The sequence below is a fragment of the Paramuribaculum intestinale genome (assembly GCF_030759015.1).
GTDB classification, from domain to species: Bacteria; Bacteroidota; Bacteroidia; order Bacteroidales; family Muribaculaceae; genus Paramuribaculum; species Paramuribaculum intestinale.
Genome location: NZ_CP098825.1, coordinates 1,951,540 through 1,965,499, shown reverse-complemented (window position 1 = coordinate 1,965,499; position 13,960 = coordinate 1,951,540). Strand labels below are relative to the sequence as shown.

The 13,960-nt window shown below is 45.8% G+C and carries 16 protein-coding genes; 14 read left to right on the top strand and 2 right to left on the bottom strand.

The window, feature by feature from the left end:
- The 14 genes from NF347_RS08870 to NF347_RS08805 all read left to right on the top strand — a co-directional run bounded on the left by NF347_RS08870 (window position 1) and on the right by NF347_RS08805 (window position 6,946).
- Window positions 1-657, top strand: coding sequence for a hypothetical protein (locus tag NF347_RS08870; RefSeq protein ID WP_107681851.1), 657 nt, complete (start codon window positions 1-3; stop codon window positions 655-657).
- 199 nt (window positions 658-856) lie between these two features.
- Complete coding sequence (locus tag NF347_RS08865) at window positions 857-1,435, top strand: hypothetical protein (protein ID WP_205961104.1); 579 nt, start codon at window positions 857-859, stop codon at window positions 1,433-1,435.
- The gene (locus NF347_RS08860) at window positions 1,419-1,667 is read left to right on the top strand and encodes a hypothetical protein (protein WP_124029777.1); all 249 of its coding nucleotides are present in this window, start codon (window positions 1,419-1,421) and stop codon (window positions 1,665-1,667) included. Before NF347_RS08865 ends, NF347_RS08860 begins: the two co-directional genes overlap by 17 nt.
- Window positions 1,668-1,754: 87 nt before the next feature.
- Window positions 1,755-2,498 carry a DUF4406 domain-containing protein gene (locus NF347_RS08855; RefSeq protein WP_107681850.1) on the top strand — a complete coding sequence of 248 codons (744 nt, stop codon included), beginning with the start codon at window positions 1,755-1,757 and terminating at the stop codon, window positions 2,496-2,498.
- Window positions 2,491-2,772, top strand: coding sequence for a hypothetical protein (locus tag NF347_RS08850; protein WP_107681849.1), 282 nt, complete (start codon window positions 2,491-2,493; stop codon window positions 2,770-2,772). The genes NF347_RS08855 and NF347_RS08850 overlap by 8 nt, the downstream gene beginning before the upstream one ends.
- Window positions 2,772-2,975 (top strand): hypothetical protein, encoded by a 204-nt coding sequence (locus tag NF347_RS08845; RefSeq protein ID WP_107681848.1) that lies wholly within the window; start codon window positions 2,772-2,774, stop codon window positions 2,973-2,975. The genes NF347_RS08850 and NF347_RS08845 overlap by 1 nt, the downstream gene beginning before the upstream one ends.
- Window positions 2,976-2,978: 3 nt before the next feature.
- Window positions 2,979-3,410 (top strand): hypothetical protein, encoded by a 432-nt coding sequence (locus tag NF347_RS08840; RefSeq protein WP_107681847.1) that lies wholly within the window; start codon window positions 2,979-2,981, stop codon window positions 3,408-3,410.
- The gene (locus NF347_RS08835) at window positions 3,388-3,864 is read left to right on the top strand and encodes a hypothetical protein (RefSeq protein WP_124029776.1); all 477 of its coding nucleotides are present in this window, start codon (window positions 3,388-3,390) and stop codon (window positions 3,862-3,864) included. The genes NF347_RS08840 and NF347_RS08835 overlap by 23 nt, the downstream gene beginning before the upstream one ends.
- A 240-nt stretch (window positions 3,865-4,104) precedes the next feature.
- Window positions 4,105-4,431, top strand: a complete 327-nt coding sequence (locus NF347_RS08830; RefSeq protein WP_107681838.1) for a nucleoside triphosphate pyrophosphohydrolase family protein — start codon at window positions 4,105-4,107, stop codon at window positions 4,429-4,431.
- 5 nt (window positions 4,432-4,436) lie between these two features.
- Window positions 4,437-4,940 (top strand): hypothetical protein, encoded by a 504-nt coding sequence (locus NF347_RS08825; RefSeq protein ID WP_107681837.1) that lies wholly within the window; start codon window positions 4,437-4,439, stop codon window positions 4,938-4,940.
- Window positions 4,930-5,574: an FAD-dependent thymidylate synthase gene (locus NF347_RS08820; protein ID WP_107681836.1), complete on the top strand. Its 645-nt coding sequence runs from the start codon at window positions 4,930-4,932 to the stop codon at window positions 5,572-5,574. The genes NF347_RS08825 and NF347_RS08820 overlap by 11 nt, the downstream gene beginning before the upstream one ends.
- A gap of 3 nt (window positions 5,575-5,577) precedes the next feature.
- A complete protein-coding gene (locus tag NF347_RS08815; RefSeq protein ID WP_107681835.1) occupies window positions 5,578-6,003 on the top strand; it encodes a hypothetical protein in 426 nt (141 codons plus the stop codon).
- Complete coding sequence (locus NF347_RS08810) at window positions 5,987-6,325, top strand: nucleotide modification associated domain-containing protein (protein WP_205961101.1); 339 nt, start codon at window positions 5,987-5,989, stop codon at window positions 6,323-6,325. Before NF347_RS08815 ends, NF347_RS08810 begins: the two co-directional genes overlap by 17 nt.
- Before the next feature lie 195 nt (window positions 6,326-6,520).
- Window positions 6,521-6,946 carry a hypothetical protein gene (locus NF347_RS08805; RefSeq protein ID WP_133165551.1) on the top strand — a complete coding sequence of 142 codons (426 nt, stop codon included), beginning with the start codon at window positions 6,521-6,523 and terminating at the stop codon, window positions 6,944-6,946.
- 54 nt (window positions 6,947-7,000) lie between these two features.
- On the opposite strand, the gene NF347_RS08800 is transcribed toward NF347_RS08805, so the two are convergent.
- Window positions 7,001-7,429 carry a hypothetical protein gene (locus tag NF347_RS08800; protein WP_107681832.1) on the bottom strand — a complete coding sequence of 143 codons (429 nt, stop codon included), beginning with the start codon at window positions 7,427-7,429 and terminating at the stop codon, window positions 7,001-7,003.
- Between the two features lie 2 nt (window positions 7,430-7,431).
- Window positions 7,432-13,893: a tape measure protein gene (locus NF347_RS08795; RefSeq protein ID WP_123542714.1), complete on the bottom strand. Its 6,462-nt coding sequence runs from the start codon at window positions 13,891-13,893 to the stop codon at window positions 7,432-7,434.
- Between the last annotated feature and the right edge of the window lie 67 nt (window positions 13,894-13,960).

The following is a 13,960-nucleotide window of genomic DNA, read 5'->3' as shown; positions in this document are numbered from 1 at the left end:
ATGAAGAAGATGTGTTTTTCAGAGCGTTTCGGTCTGCATGACGCTGTTCTTGAAGGCCGGAAAACGCATACAAGAAGAATGATACCACTGTCGGCACTTGCCAAAATCGAAGCCTTTCAGCGTGAATACTACGAGGCTACGCTTGACCGCCTTGACGGAATAGAATTGCTTGAGCAATACTATATCGTTGAAGAAAAGGGCAAATTGCCTTTCAAAGTCGGCGACATTGTAGCCGTGGCACAAAGGTATTGCTCCATCCTTGACGAACTTGAAGACCCCCAAAATTTCTGTTGCATGGGGCATTGGGAGTCTGCAAAAGGAAAACGTGCGCATTACGCCGGCTTTCTGCATCATCCCGGCTTTATGAACAAGATGTTTGTCGATGCCGAAGAAATGCCACACCAAATCAAAATCAAAAGGGTATGGTTTGAACACCTGCAAGACATATCTAACGAGGATTGTCTGAAAGAGGGCATCGATAAATGGACTGCGCAAGGGAAACGTTACTATGGTTTCTTTGATAACGATAAAGGCGTATTCTCGCATCATCCCACTCCACGCGATGCTTATGCCCATCTTATAGAGCGCATATCCGGCAAAGGAACTTGGGCGAGCAATCCCCTTGTTATAGCCTATGAATTTGAAAAGGTAAAGTAATGGGAAGATACACGGCAAATTGCAGATGTGGCGGTGTGGTAGTCATCAGAACCAACAACGCTTTTCGCGTACCGGAACTGCTTACAAAGCATGGATGGCGTTTAATCGACCCATACAAAAGCTCCTACGATATTAAAACCAACTGGCGATGCCCTATGTGCGCGGCAGCTTACGAAAGTCTAAAGAAAGGAAAACTGATATGAAAGAACGTGTATTTTGCGACCTTGAGGGTCTGGCAGGCGTAAGACGGCGTAAAGTCGGTGCATACGCTATTACGGAAGCCGATGCGTTGCAGATAAAGTCTATACTTGAAAGTAAACACGCTTGCACATCCGCAGGCAGTTATGGCGCAATCAATATCTGGAAGACTGATGCCGGCGAAATTCGCGGCGAAGCCATGCAGAACCTTTGCTCCCTTGAAGTGTGCATCTTCGCCACCTACGCAAAAGCCGCAGAATGGGCGCAGAAATGGCTTGACAGGATAAACGGCAGAGATATAGTGGAAACGTCTTTTGACGAACCTAACTACGCTTTTAAGCGCGACGTGGAACGTATTATGATGGCTTCGCGTAAGAATATGCTTGATGCTTTCTGTACGGCGGTCTGCAACAACTGGCAGAACCATGACGGCAACGGCAACCCATGCCCTCGGAACTGCTGCCCTAAATTCAACAAATTCGTAGAGCTGATAAAGACCACGCCTATACGTGGACTGGAAACAACCGAAGCCAAAGAAGCTGTAAACAAATACATCAACGACAATGAACCCAGAAAGTGAAGAAATCCGTAAAACGGCCATCAATAACCTTTTGAACGCCGACTCTTTTGTCTGCGTCACGATAAAGAACGGAAGCCTGAATATGGCAAATCTGACCAATCCGGAACGCCTCGGAATAATGCTGCTTGAAATCATGCGCAGCAATCCGGCTTTCGCCAATAGCGTCAATCTTGCTGCCCTCGCCTATGCGCAGGAACAACTACACCATAACACAAACCTAAATCAGCAATAATCAGTATTTAATAAGGCTTTTGTTTGGTGGGATAAAAGTAATTACTTAACTTTGCACCTATAAAGACAAACCAAAAACTTATAACAGTTGAAAAAGAAAATCTACATCTCCCTCCCGATAAGCGGGCGTGACCTTGAGGCAGTGAAACAACGTGCTAACTACATCAAGGAATCGGTTATTGCGGATGATTATGAGGGCGTAACGCCCTTTGACATCTGCCCGGATAGCACGTTGCCGTATTCTGAACTTATGGGGCGCGACATTGCCGGCTTAATGGAGTGTGATGGTGTCTTGTTTGATTTCGACTGGAACGAGTCAAAGGGTTGTCGCATTGAGATGGCGGTGGCTCGCAACTGCAATATCCCCGTCTATAAACTCGCCGATGAAAGGGTTGTGGAAGATGCCGACACACGGCTTTTCACAATCACACTGAATAAGCGTCAGCTTGAATTGTTATCCGAGGCATCCGACTGCCATTCACGGAATACTTGCGGCCAGTTGGATGTAGGTCTTGAAGAAGTCATTGAAAAGGCTATCACAAGAACATACAGCACCGCCGATTTTGACAAACGCCATGAAATAAGCGAAAAGGTCAAGACACTCCTGCGCGAAGTCAAATCCCTTGCGTGGAATTTAGGCCCCGGAAGCAATAAAGGCGTGAAATACGATGATGGAGCTGACATCCTTTTCGACATCCATCAGGTAATCCGTCATCACTTATGGAAGATTAAACCCGAACCGAAATATCATTATACCAATGATGCGGCAGAGGCTATAATCTTCGGAAGTCAACCGGCAATAACCATCAAGACCCTCGCAAGAAATGAATGACAATGTTATCGTAATCGCCGATGTCAGCTCGTCATATTTCTCGGTGGCGCGTTACAGCGGTGGCATAAAGTATAACGGAACGGTTTACATCTATTGCCGTGAACGTGATATTCTGGTAAGAGAAGACTGGGAGAAGTTCTACCGCAAATTACCGTGGGAAACTTTCATCACGGCAGTCAAGACCGGCAAGAAACCCGAACTACCGAAAAAGCCTGCAAGGGTTAAGGCTCAGAGAAAAGAACAACCCGATAATCAACCATCATTATTTGACTAATGGACTTACTGAATCTTATACTCAAGCGGAAGAAATACCGCATGATAACGCTGCACACGATTAACGACGAGCCGATATTCGTTGTAGAGGTGCGCGGTCTGCTATTCTGGCACGTGGTAAAGTCGTTTGAAAGCGACGATGCCGTTTATGCGCGGAACTGCGCCGAGGAGCTTCTGGATACGCTTAACGAGGAAATCCTTTAGCCGATGCCACCGAAGAAAAAGAATCAGACCGTCATCCATGAATTTGCGTGTGAAATTTTCCCACGGAAATTGTGGATAGTCAAGAAGCCGCCACATGGGTATCTGGAGAAGCATTTTCAGACCGCCGACGGCGAAAAGCTCCACGAATATGATGTTGAAGATGCAAAGGCTGTCACTTACAAGGAAATTTACAACATCGACACCGACAAGCTCGGCATCCTGATTGTCTTGCTTGAAAGCAACATCACCGTTTCGGACTGCGCCCATGAAGCTACGCACTTTGCAATGGAAATGTATGCGGCTATTGGCGAAGAAGTCAGCACCAAGCATCAGGAAGTCATGGCGTACCTTGTAGGCTACGCCACCGACTGCATCTATCAAGTAGTTACCAACAAATTCAGACCAATGTTCGATGGAAGCCGAGAAATATCCTAATCCGCAGTTGCCGACACTCGCCATACATTATCAGTTGGGCGACTGGGTACGCGAATATTCATCTATAACCGGAAAGGAATCGCCGGCGATGTATGTCGTGGCCATGTTCAAGGATGTGCTATATCTTGAAATAGACCCCGAACAGGGCGACCCCTTTGAGGTTGATTATGAAGATGTGCGGCCTATCCCACTGACCAAAGAATTTCTCGTTGAAAGGGATATTTACGGAAAGCGCATTGTCAACGATGAACACGGCATAGAGGAAACAATACCCGGTGTTGCATCCAAATGGGATTTGAACGACTGGGTTGACATTCACAAGTATAAAGACAAGTTCATTGCCAAATACCACGGAAGAGGCGATGAGTATCTTCACGTGGTCTATCTACGCTACGTTCACAACCTCCAGCACTTCTACCGGATGTTTGAAATCGATAAGCCTATAATCGTATGAGATGCCCGGTATGCAATGGCGTTGGAATGGTTGACAATCCGCGATTCTACAACAGGCCATGCTGGGACGCATGGGAAAGCGGAATACCTACAAGAATACGATGCCGACACTGCGGTGGCTATGGCTTTATTATAGGCGAAATCAGCGACATCATCCCGGCACTGCAAACGGCAGTAGATGAACATCGCGGGCTGACCGCAAAGGAAACAAAGCAAATACTAACGACACTTCTTAAAGAAAATAAATCTTAACGAATATCAGGAAGCCGCCCTTAAAACGGCGATTTATCCCAACGACGGCAAGGTTAACTATCTTGCGCTTGCCATCTGTGGCGAAGCCGGAGAATTAGCCGATAAGGTCAAGAAAATCTTGCGCGACAAGGACGGCGAATACAAGGAAGCCGACAAACACGCCCTCGCGCTGGAGCTTGGCGATATTATGTGGTATGCCGCGAACCTGTCAAGTGTTCTCGGTTATAGTCTTTCTGAAATTGCGGAACTTAATATAGCAAAAATCGCCGGCAGAGTGGAACGTGGTACGATTCACGGAGTCGGCGACAATAGATAATCATCATGGCTGCTGACACGACCTTATCAATAACGCAGATAGAGCTTGGACTCGCGCAATATTTCAATTTTCGGAACAATGTAATCGTGCCTAACGTATCATGGGGCTTACTTAACCATGAAGCCGACCTGTTGATACTGAACAAAAGCGGTTATCTTACCGAAATTGAAATCAAACGAAGTTGGGCAGACTTTCTCGCAGACTTTCGGAAACGGCATACGCACGAAGACACAAAGGTATCGTGGCATTACTACGCAGTGCCGGAGTCAATCGTTGATAAATGCCGTGAAAAACTTGCAGAAGTTGACCCCGGACACAGATGGGGTCTTATCAGCTATGCCGCGTCATGGGATGGCGAGTGCTGGCCTAAAATAGAATCGCAACCGTCAAACATACACTATCATTGCAGTGAACGGAAATTGTATTTAGAGGAGCAATTTCAGCTTGCAAGACTTGGTGCAATGCGCACGTGGTCACTTAAAGAAAAAATCATCAAAAATGGAAAATAAACCCAATATCATTGTCAAGAAGCATACCGGCGTGGAGCTTGTTCAGCTTGCCGCCAGTTTTACATCCGGTCACGAAAGTAAGATAACCCTGAAACGTGCCTACAAAACGGAACACTCCATCATAAGGACACAAATCTTCACGGTGGAATGTTACAATATCCCTCTTTTTGTAAGCACCCATTTCATCCGTCATCATGTGGGTTCACAGCCTTACCAATTAACCTGTCGTATCGACCGCCCCGGCGGTGGTAATCCCCATCTCAAGGAACGTATCGCAGAGGTCAACGAATTGCTCGCAGATGGAAGAATTGAAGAAGCCTGTGATATTCTGAATTGGCTTGCAGAAAATTCAGACCGCTACACAAAGGTGAATCTTCTGCTTTTTGGAAATGCGCAAGCATTTATTGATATGGCAAAACTCCGTCTTTGTACCACTGCTTCACCTGAAACAAGAGAAATCTTTCAGGTTATAAAGTCCAAGATTGCAGAAGTTGACCCCGACTTAGCTCCATTTCTTGTAAAGAAATGTGTTTATCGTGGAGGTATCTGCTGTGAACTTAAATGTTGCGGATACAACAAATCTGATATGTTTCAGAAAGAACTCGCCCAGTATAAATTACTTTTCTCCAATTAGGCTATGGATGACGATGGAATCCAATATATCAAGTTTATGAATGAAGAATGTAGGCTACGTTACCTTATCGATAAGTATAAGGAACATGATAAGAAACGTAATCGGTACATCGCACATCTATTGCGAATGAATGACCAGCAAGCCGAAAAGATAAAACGACTTGAGGCTCTTTCGGAACGTCAGCATGAAGAAATAGATGAGTTGATGGATGCCTACGATGGTGCGAAGCCTTTAATTGCAGACAAGGCACACCGGGCATACGTCTATGAACTTATCAAAAGGGCAAATGAAGCGAAAAAGAATAGACGGGTGGTGGAAAAGCTCACAACCGAAAATACCCGTCTATCCGAAGAAAACAAAGGTCTGAAAGACCGGGTAAAAGCACTTGAAACAATCATCAAAAATCTACATAATGGAACAAAACAATAATCCCCGTGTCATTGACTTCTCCAATGATTTAGAATCAGTCAATGACGACAAATCTCCGGATGTAAAGGCGTTTAAGAATACCGTTAGCAAAATGACCGACATCTTTATCGCTAAGAACCATGATTATGGCAATTCATTTGGGGAAACTGTGCGCGAGCTTGGTGTTGTTGCCGGCTTCGCTCCTATCATGCACAAGTTCAATCGCCTTAAAAACATCATTAAGGGAAACACTCCCCTTGTAGAGGGCGAAACCATCGAGGATACTCTGCTTGATATGGCAAACTACTGTATCATGCTTAATATGGAAATAAGCCAAAAGTAAATGATATGACCATTCAATATTTCAAGTTATATCTTGCTGGCATCATCTTCGGAATAATTCAGATGAGCGCAGATTTATTAAAGGCTGTCTATGAAACAGATTATTTTATGATAGCTTTTATGGGTCTTATGTTTATCGTGATGATAAGGCTATTGATTTGGGCGATGCGTGAACATAAACGAGAAAGAATGAAATATGGCAATCAATCCCAATCTCATAAATAACCTGCTTGATGTTTTCGCAGAAGCGGAAAAAGTCAGAGAAAAGGGTGTTATGCCCGGTCTGAATGAGCAATATAAGCAATTTGGAATAAAGTATTTTGTATCTTACAAGGAGGTGGAACATATCAAAAATATGTTTCACCGGATAGGTAGGTATGATGAATCAGAATCATTGAAACTGCTGAATATTTCACCGGCAGAAAGATATGTCTTTAACCAAAGTCTGAAAGATATGGTAGAGGAAATGGTGATGAAGATGATTCAGGATGGAGTCATTGTTCTTGAGATAAAGGATTCTGATTACGGCAAACCATCATCGGAACTTACATTGACGGTTCGTGTTGTAAATCCCAGACCAACCATAAGGCGCATTGATATTCAAAGAAAAGATAAGGATTAAATAAAGGGCGATTGGATAATACCGACCGCCCTTTATAGTTATGGAAAAGTATGTTTATGTACGATTAGCAGGATTTGGCTCTACGAATTTAAGCATCATGTGGCAGAATGTACGTTGTGCATTCATTCCATAATCAGTGCCTTTACCACGATATATCAGATGATACACATCCGGGCTTTCTTGAGGTACTTGCAACGTGATTTCACCCTTATACATAAGAGCAAGAAAACTATTTTTCTTTTGCAGAAAGTCTTCTTTGGAACTACCGGTAATGGTAAAATCCAGAAGCAACTCACGGGATGCAATCTTTGGATTAGCATCTACAATGATGCGTTTTCCGTGTTCAAGGCGCGACTCGTTTTCGATATTTTCCTTTAATGTCAATGGCTCGGTCAGCGCATCAAGAAAACCATCCCCCATACGCACCCCAAAGGTATCATATACAGAATATTTGTTGATTTTAAGTTCCGGTATTTTATTCATGCTTAGAGATTTTTAGTATTTTTCTTGATTTCAGCAATGTCAGCTTGCATCGTCTGAATAGGCTTGACAATCGCCCCAGTGTTTTCACTGATAGTCTGCAATTCGATGTAGATTTTTGCAAGCTGACGCTCGATGTTATCCTGATGAACGTTGAAACGGCTATATTCCATTGCAATCTGGATAAGTTCATCGGTCATGTCCGCAAGAGTCATTGCAGAAATGTTGTCGGTAGCCTTGATTGATTCCACAGCTTCCTGCATTGCCGTCATCCTGCCAATGATGGCAAGACCCGTATCTTCCGTAATGGTAGTAACACCGGCTTTTGATGCCTCCTGCGAATACGCACTCCCGGCATCCCATCCCATAGCCTTTTTAAGACTATCGCGGTCAGTTATGGCACTATTTACGATGCTGTCCCACTCCTTTTTCAGTTTGGCTTGCTCTTCTTCGGTCAGACCATTGTCATCATTCATAGCATCTGCAAACCCCTCATACCACTTTTTCAAGAGGTCATTATATTTGGAGTTCATAAGGCTATTGATAACGGCCTGCTGCATCATCTTTTCCCAGTTGCTTGCGAAATCTTTAGAATCGGATTCCATATCAAGCAACAGGGATTTGAAGTCATCCTTGACGCTATCAAAAGAAACATCGGTCAACGACTCCCTGAAAGCGGTCTCAAGCTCTTCCAGTTCCTTGTAGTATTCGATGTATTCATCCATGAACTGAGCCGCATCTTTGTAGCCATCATCGGCAAGACCCTTGATTTTGGCGTAAAGGTCAGGTGCGCTCTGTGCAATCTTAGCCATCTGTTCTGACGTGAGTTTCCAGAAGTCACCGGCACTCTGCACGGATTTACCAACAATGGAGGATATGCGCGACCAGTCAGAACCGCTCATTCCTTTGTTGATTTTGTTATTAGACGACTTATGACCACCAATGCCTAAGAAGCCATTTGAATATGCTGCACCAGAACGCTGCATCATTTCTTGGGTATTCTTCATTGACTGCTCAATATCGGCTTTCTGCTGACGATACAAGTCACCCATATCGGCAGTAGCAGCTTCCCTCATTTCCGTAGCAAGGTTATCCACAGCCTTACGAAGAGCCTCATTGGTTGCTGTCAGGCGTTCAATATCTTTTTCAAGATTCTTATCACTTTCACCGTTACCCCACCAATCAAACAGACCACCCATTGTGAAGACTGACTTGAATATTCCGAGAATACCTTTGTATAGGCTTTCTCCAATCTGTTTGAAGATTTCACCAGATAGGATATTGTCGATAATACCGCTTATGGCATTGAATACAGAATCAAGAATGGAAGATATAAGCGTACCCACACCATCCTTGAGGATGTCAAGGATTTTAAGAACTGCGGCAATAATCTGACCGATAAGACCGGCTTTACTAAGACCCTCGGTAAGTTCTGCCGGCAGTTCCTTTGCTATCGCGGCACCTGCTTCTGCCATGCCGTCGTTCAGTTCCTTTGTGTCTTTCCCAATATCCTTGAGTGCTTTCAGTCCATCGATGCCTCCTTTAAGTTGGTCAAATGCGCCCCATAGTTCAGCCAACTGTGAAAGACCTGCGCCACTGAGGAACGTATAGATTTCACTGACAGGTTGCATCACATTCTTAGCGGTCATTGATAATAGTGTGCCACTGCTTTGAACCTGATTCTGTGCCTCCTGCATAGCCTGATTGTTTGCAACGACAGTGGCGGCATAATTATCCATCGCTGCTTGAGCGGCTTCAACGGCATCGGTATATTCTTTCAACTGAGCCGGAGTTGTATCTGCATTATTTCTTGCCTTTTCAAGATTGATGTCAGCCGTATTCTTAGCCTCGGTCAACTTTGCAAGTTCCTCGTTTACCCTTGTATCGTTTTCAGTCGCAACCCTTAATTCATTAAGGGCGTTCTGATAGTCTGCAAGGGCAGAAGAAAGGTCTTTCCATGATTCAGTTGTGCCGAGTTGGGTACGAAGATTCTTCATCGCATTGATAACCGTCTGCTGATTGTCAGCTCCGGACTTTCTGAAAGCATCTGACTTGACATATTCCTGCAACTGCTTATAGAGTGGCTCAAGCTGACCACGCATAATGACACCGACATTATCAAAGACTGAATACCAATCAATCTTACTGGTCATAGCCTTTGATTCAAGATTTCTTATTTCCGTGTCGCGTTGGGCCGTAAGAGTCAATTCTTCACCCTTATTCTGGGCATTGCGAATCTTTTCAGCATATTCTTCTGCAATGGCAAGCTTCTTCTGCTGAAATGTTCCATACTCCCTAAGATAATCACGCATCGCAGTGACATCGGTCTGATAGATTTTCTGCAATTCAGATGCCTCATTGTTGGCGATAAGAGAAAGCTGGGTATCATAGCCGACATTCTCCCTTGCCTGTTCCTGATATTGCTTGCGCATTTCAGCAAGCTGGGTATCGGAGAATTGAGCATAATACTGATATTCCTTGCGGTCTTTACCGCCTTTCATCCATTCTTGAAGGGCATTTTTCTCAAGAGTGGACGCTTCCTTTTTCAATTCAGCCTCAAGAGCCTGACGTTTCTTTTCAGACGTGAATTTAATGGTGGCTATTTCCTTTTCGGAATTATCCTCCATCTGTGCAATTTCAAGTTCACGCTGACGATTCTTTTCAGCCTGTAAAAGTTCCGTAGTGCGCTTCTCTTCCTCAAGCTGTGCCTTGCGAAGTTCATAGGCTCTCTGCTTGGGGTCATCCTTTCCGTTTTTCTTATCCTTTTTAGTCTTATCCCTTTTATCAAGGGCTTTCAACTGCTTTTCATAATACTTATAAAGTTCACTGCTTTGGTCAACCTTTTGCATCTGAGCGTTGATGGACTTGCGGATTTCAGAAAATTCCTCGGTTGTTTTGGCGTTCTGAATCTGGCTTTCAAGGGCGGTCTTGATAGACTGCATAGCCTGACTCTGATTGCCTTTATTTCGGTTGTATTCGCCCACCATTAAGTCGTTTTTTAACTGACGATACAATCGCTTATCAACATCAGACATTGCACCCTCGCCCAACTGCGTACCATAACGGTCAATAAACTGCTGCAATAGTGCCGACTGCTCGGAATTAAGATGGTAGTTCTTGCCGCCCATCTTGAAATTGCTTCGTAGACGGGCGTTCCGTACAATCGCGTTATAGGCATCCAAATCGGCTTTTGCCATCTTTGTGCCGGGAGTGATTTTGCCGTTCTTTCCATACTTGGCAAGAAGATTCTGCAAGGTCTGACGTTCTGCGCCGGTCGTATTCAAGACCTGACCGCCCACATCACGGAGCGTAATCTTGATTTTGTCAAGTGTATTTAGTGCAATATCAAGATATTTGGTGTCAATGTAAGGCGTGGCTACGGCGTTGTCAACGTCTTTCATCTTGTCTTCCGCTTGCGCTGCCTTAACCGACGTTTCATCCAGCGCAGTGTTGTCGGTTGTCGGCGTAGCTGACGATTCATCGACATCGCCAATCTTGCCTTCCGTTTGTTCGGCGGCTTCAAAAAGTTCATGTATGTTGATAGGGTCTGCCAAAGGTTTGACCGGTTTTGCATTGATTTCATCAACCTCTTTCGATACCTTTGTCAGCTCCTCGGTCAATTTCTTGGAATCAAAGGTGGAATAATCAATTTCCGGCTGTGCCGCAGCCGCACGTTCAGCGGCATCCGCAGCGGCATTTGCTTGGGCTTGCGTCTTCTCGGTCAGTTTATCAAGCGTATTGGTTTTGTTAATAAGCTCGGAAACAAGTTTGGATGTATCCTTGATGTCAAGAACATACTGCTCGGCAAATCCCATCTGTTTCGCCAGTGCCTTTGCATCCATGTTTGCGGTTTGGGCAATTTCCGTCTGCAAGCGGGCAATTTCTTGACGTGCCTTTACAGCGGCTGCGTTTTCAATCTTTTGACCATTCTCGGTATAGGTTACATTAGCGGCATATTCCTTTTCAGCATCCTCAAGGAGTTTGACCATTTCAGTAAGTTCAGCCTTTTTGTTTTCCACCGTACTTGCTATGGTGTCGGCCATAATCTTGGATACTTCGGCAGCTTCCCCGGATGAATCGTTTTCAATGATTTCTTTCATTTCATCCTTGAAAGATGTAGTGGCGGCATCCTTTTCTTCCTGAATAGTTGCAAGACGATTGGCGGTCTGTCGTGCTTCGCCCTCTGCCAGAATCAGTTGGTTAAGCTGCGCACGGGCTTCATTTAACTGCTCAATCTTATCCCTTTCCTTGTCGATGTGGATACCGTATTCTTCCGCCATCTTGATAAGCTCCTCTACGGCATCCTTGTGTACCCGGCTATCCTTGTTCACGGAGTTCATTACGGCGTATAGCGTATCGATGTTGTTTTTCAGCTTCAACGTGGATTCGCCAAATCTTTCAGACATAGCGGATGATTCCTCAGCTTCGTCCTTAAACGACATAAATAGACCGATGACGGTTGTCAGGGCGGTAATTATCATGCCGAAGGGATTGGTCATAAAAGCGACCTTGAGGCTATTCCATGCGTTCTTGCAGGCGTTGGTGGCCGCAGTCAGCGCATACTTTCCGATGGTCAATGCTTTATCCTTTGCCGTGGCAAGTGCGGTCACGATTGTGCCGCGACTGGTTGCGGCGGTATTTACGTTTGTGGCCGCAGTATTGGCGGTGGTTGCGGTTGTTTCTCCAATGACGGCGGCTGTGGCGGTCTGTTTCTGCACGGCTTGCTGTGCGGTAATCGCGCCATTCAGTTCCTTTTCTGCTGTGTTTATACCCTCGGCTGCTGACTGCTGGGCGGTTATAGCGGAAGCCTGCTCCTCTACTGTCGCCATGTATTCTTCGGCGGCGGCTTTCTTATCGTCGGCATCGCCGGCGGCTTCTGCCATCTCCATCAGTTCTTTTGCAGACTCAACGCGCCTTTCCGCAGCTTCTACAAGTTGGTCGCTTGCGGCTTTCTGCATGTTCGCGCTTTCAAGTGCCGCCTGCTTTGTATCAACGAGTGCCTGTGCATAGTCGCGCTCATTCTGCAAGCGTTCAGCGGTATCATTCGTGATTATTCCGTTGGCATTGGAGTCGTTGATGTCGGCATCAAGGCCACGCCCGGCTTCTTCGCGCTGGGTCTGCATGTCCTTGAGGTGCGTTTCATAGGTCTTCTGCGCCTCTTCTGCGATACGGCGTTCATTCTCGGCGATGCGCTGCTGTTCCTGCTGCCATAAACGCCCCTGCTGGATTGAGTCGGCATACGTCTGGTCGATAGACCCTTCCTCAAGAGCCTTGCGTATGTCATCGTCGTAACCCTCCATCATCTTGGCGTTCTGCATTTCCTGTATCTTGGCAAGTTCGGCATTGAAGCCATCCACGATGCCCTTTGAAGCGTCGATAACGGATTGCTTGGCTGCGAAATTGGAAAGCATCACGGAGGTCTTGTAAACACCGAAAGCCGCCGCAGCGGTGGCGAGTACCGGAATGATTCTGCCGATATTGTCAACAATAGTGGAAGCCGCGTCAATAACGCCCACAAGCGCACCCTCCATATTCTGACCCATGTCATTAAACATCAAGTCCATCGAGTCATTCAGCTTGGCGATTGCACCCGGTATGGTCTTCGATGCCGTTTCCGACATCTTGTAGTATTTGCCGCCCTCGCTTGTAGCGTCAAGAAATGCCTGCTGAACCATCTCGGCTGAAATCTTGCCTTGCGACATTTCTTCCTTGAGCGCACCGATAGACTTGCCGGTCTTTTCAGAGATAACCTGCAACGGCTGAAAGCCGGCGTTTACCATCTGCATCAAGTCCTGACCCATCAGCTTGCCTGCTGCCGACATCTGGGAAAACGCGAGCGAAAGCGACTGAAAGCGGCGGGTATCGCCCATAGCAATATCGCCGATAGCCTGCAAGTATCGCGGAACTTTGTCAGCGTCGATGCCGAAGCCGAGCATCATCTGTGCAGTGGAAACAGTAGGTGCAAATTCAAGCGGCGATATTTTGGCAAACTCCTGTAATTCGGCGTTCAGCTTCTCGCCCTTACGCTTGCCAATCATCGTTTCGATAGATGCGTTCATCTGCTGGAACTGACCGCGTATGCTTGTGATTTTGGTAAGGAACTCACCCAGACCATACACGCCGGCAAGACCGCCCACGGCCATCATCGGTCGCGTCAGTAAGTCCTGTATGCCGTTGACCTCGGTAAATATTCCACTGAGGTTTTTCTTGATGCCAAATTCCATTTCCGCACCACTGCGCATTGCGGCCTGTGCAAGCTGACGATAACGCGCCGTGCTTTCGGCGAGTTTCTTGTTCAGTGCATCAATCGACGCGCCGGCCTGCCCCGGCCTAAAATTCTGAATTTGGGTCTTGGTCTTTGCGATTTCCTGTTGTAAACGTATCAGTTCGGAGTAATCCGCATCTACGTCAAATGCTAAATATGGCATGGCTGTTGAGTTGTTATTTTCAATCAGCCAATTTACCATGAAAGAGGGTGTTACACATTATTTTCCGCGCACGTATAACGTACTATCAGAAAAAAGTCGTAACTTT

Excerpts from the sequence above, each read along its gene's own strand:
- NF347_RS08870 (WP_107681851.1), top strand. The coding sequence starts at position 1 with ATGAAGAAGATGTGTTTTTCAGAGCGTTTCGGTCTGCATGACGCTGTT.
- NF347_RS08865 (WP_205961104.1), top strand. The coding sequence starts at position 857 with ATGAAAGAACGTGTATTTTGCGACCTTGAGGGTCTGGCAGGCGTAAGA.
- NF347_RS08860 (WP_124029777.1), top strand. The coding sequence starts at position 1,419 with ATGAACCCAGAAAGTGAAGAAATCCGTAAAACGGCCATCAATAACCTT.
- NF347_RS08850 (WP_107681849.1), top strand. The coding sequence starts at position 2,491 with ATGAATGACAATGTTATCGTAATCGCCGATGTCAGCTCGTCATATTTC.
- NF347_RS08845 (WP_107681848.1), top strand. The coding sequence starts at position 2,772 with ATGGACTTACTGAATCTTATACTCAAGCGGAAGAAATACCGCATGATA.
- NF347_RS08840 (WP_107681847.1), top strand. The coding sequence starts at position 2,979 with ATGCCACCGAAGAAAAAGAATCAGACCGTCATCCATGAATTTGCGTGT.
- NF347_RS08835 (WP_124029776.1), top strand. The coding sequence starts at position 3,388 with ATGGAAGCCGAGAAATATCCTAATCCGCAGTTGCCGACACTCGCCATA.
- NF347_RS08825 (WP_107681837.1), top strand. The coding sequence starts at position 4,437 with ATGGCTGCTGACACGACCTTATCAATAACGCAGATAGAGCTTGGACTC.
- NF347_RS08820 (WP_107681836.1), top strand. The coding sequence starts at position 4,930 with ATGGAAAATAAACCCAATATCATTGTCAAGAAGCATACCGGCGTGGAG.
- NF347_RS08815 (WP_107681835.1), top strand. The coding sequence starts at position 5,578 with ATGGATGACGATGGAATCCAATATATCAAGTTTATGAATGAAGAATGT.
- NF347_RS08810 (WP_205961101.1), top strand. The coding sequence starts at position 5,987 with ATGGAACAAAACAATAATCCCCGTGTCATTGACTTCTCCAATGATTTA.
- NF347_RS08805 (WP_133165551.1), top strand. The coding sequence starts at position 6,521 with ATGGCAATCAATCCCAATCTCATAAATAACCTGCTTGATGTTTTCGCA.
- NF347_RS08800 (WP_107681832.1), bottom strand. The coding sequence starts at position 7,429 with ATGAATAAAATACCGGAACTTAAAATCAACAAATATTCTGTATATGAT.
- NF347_RS08795 (WP_123542714.1), bottom strand. The coding sequence starts at position 13,893 with ATGGTAAATTGGCTGATTGAAAATAACAACTCAACAGCCATGCCATAT.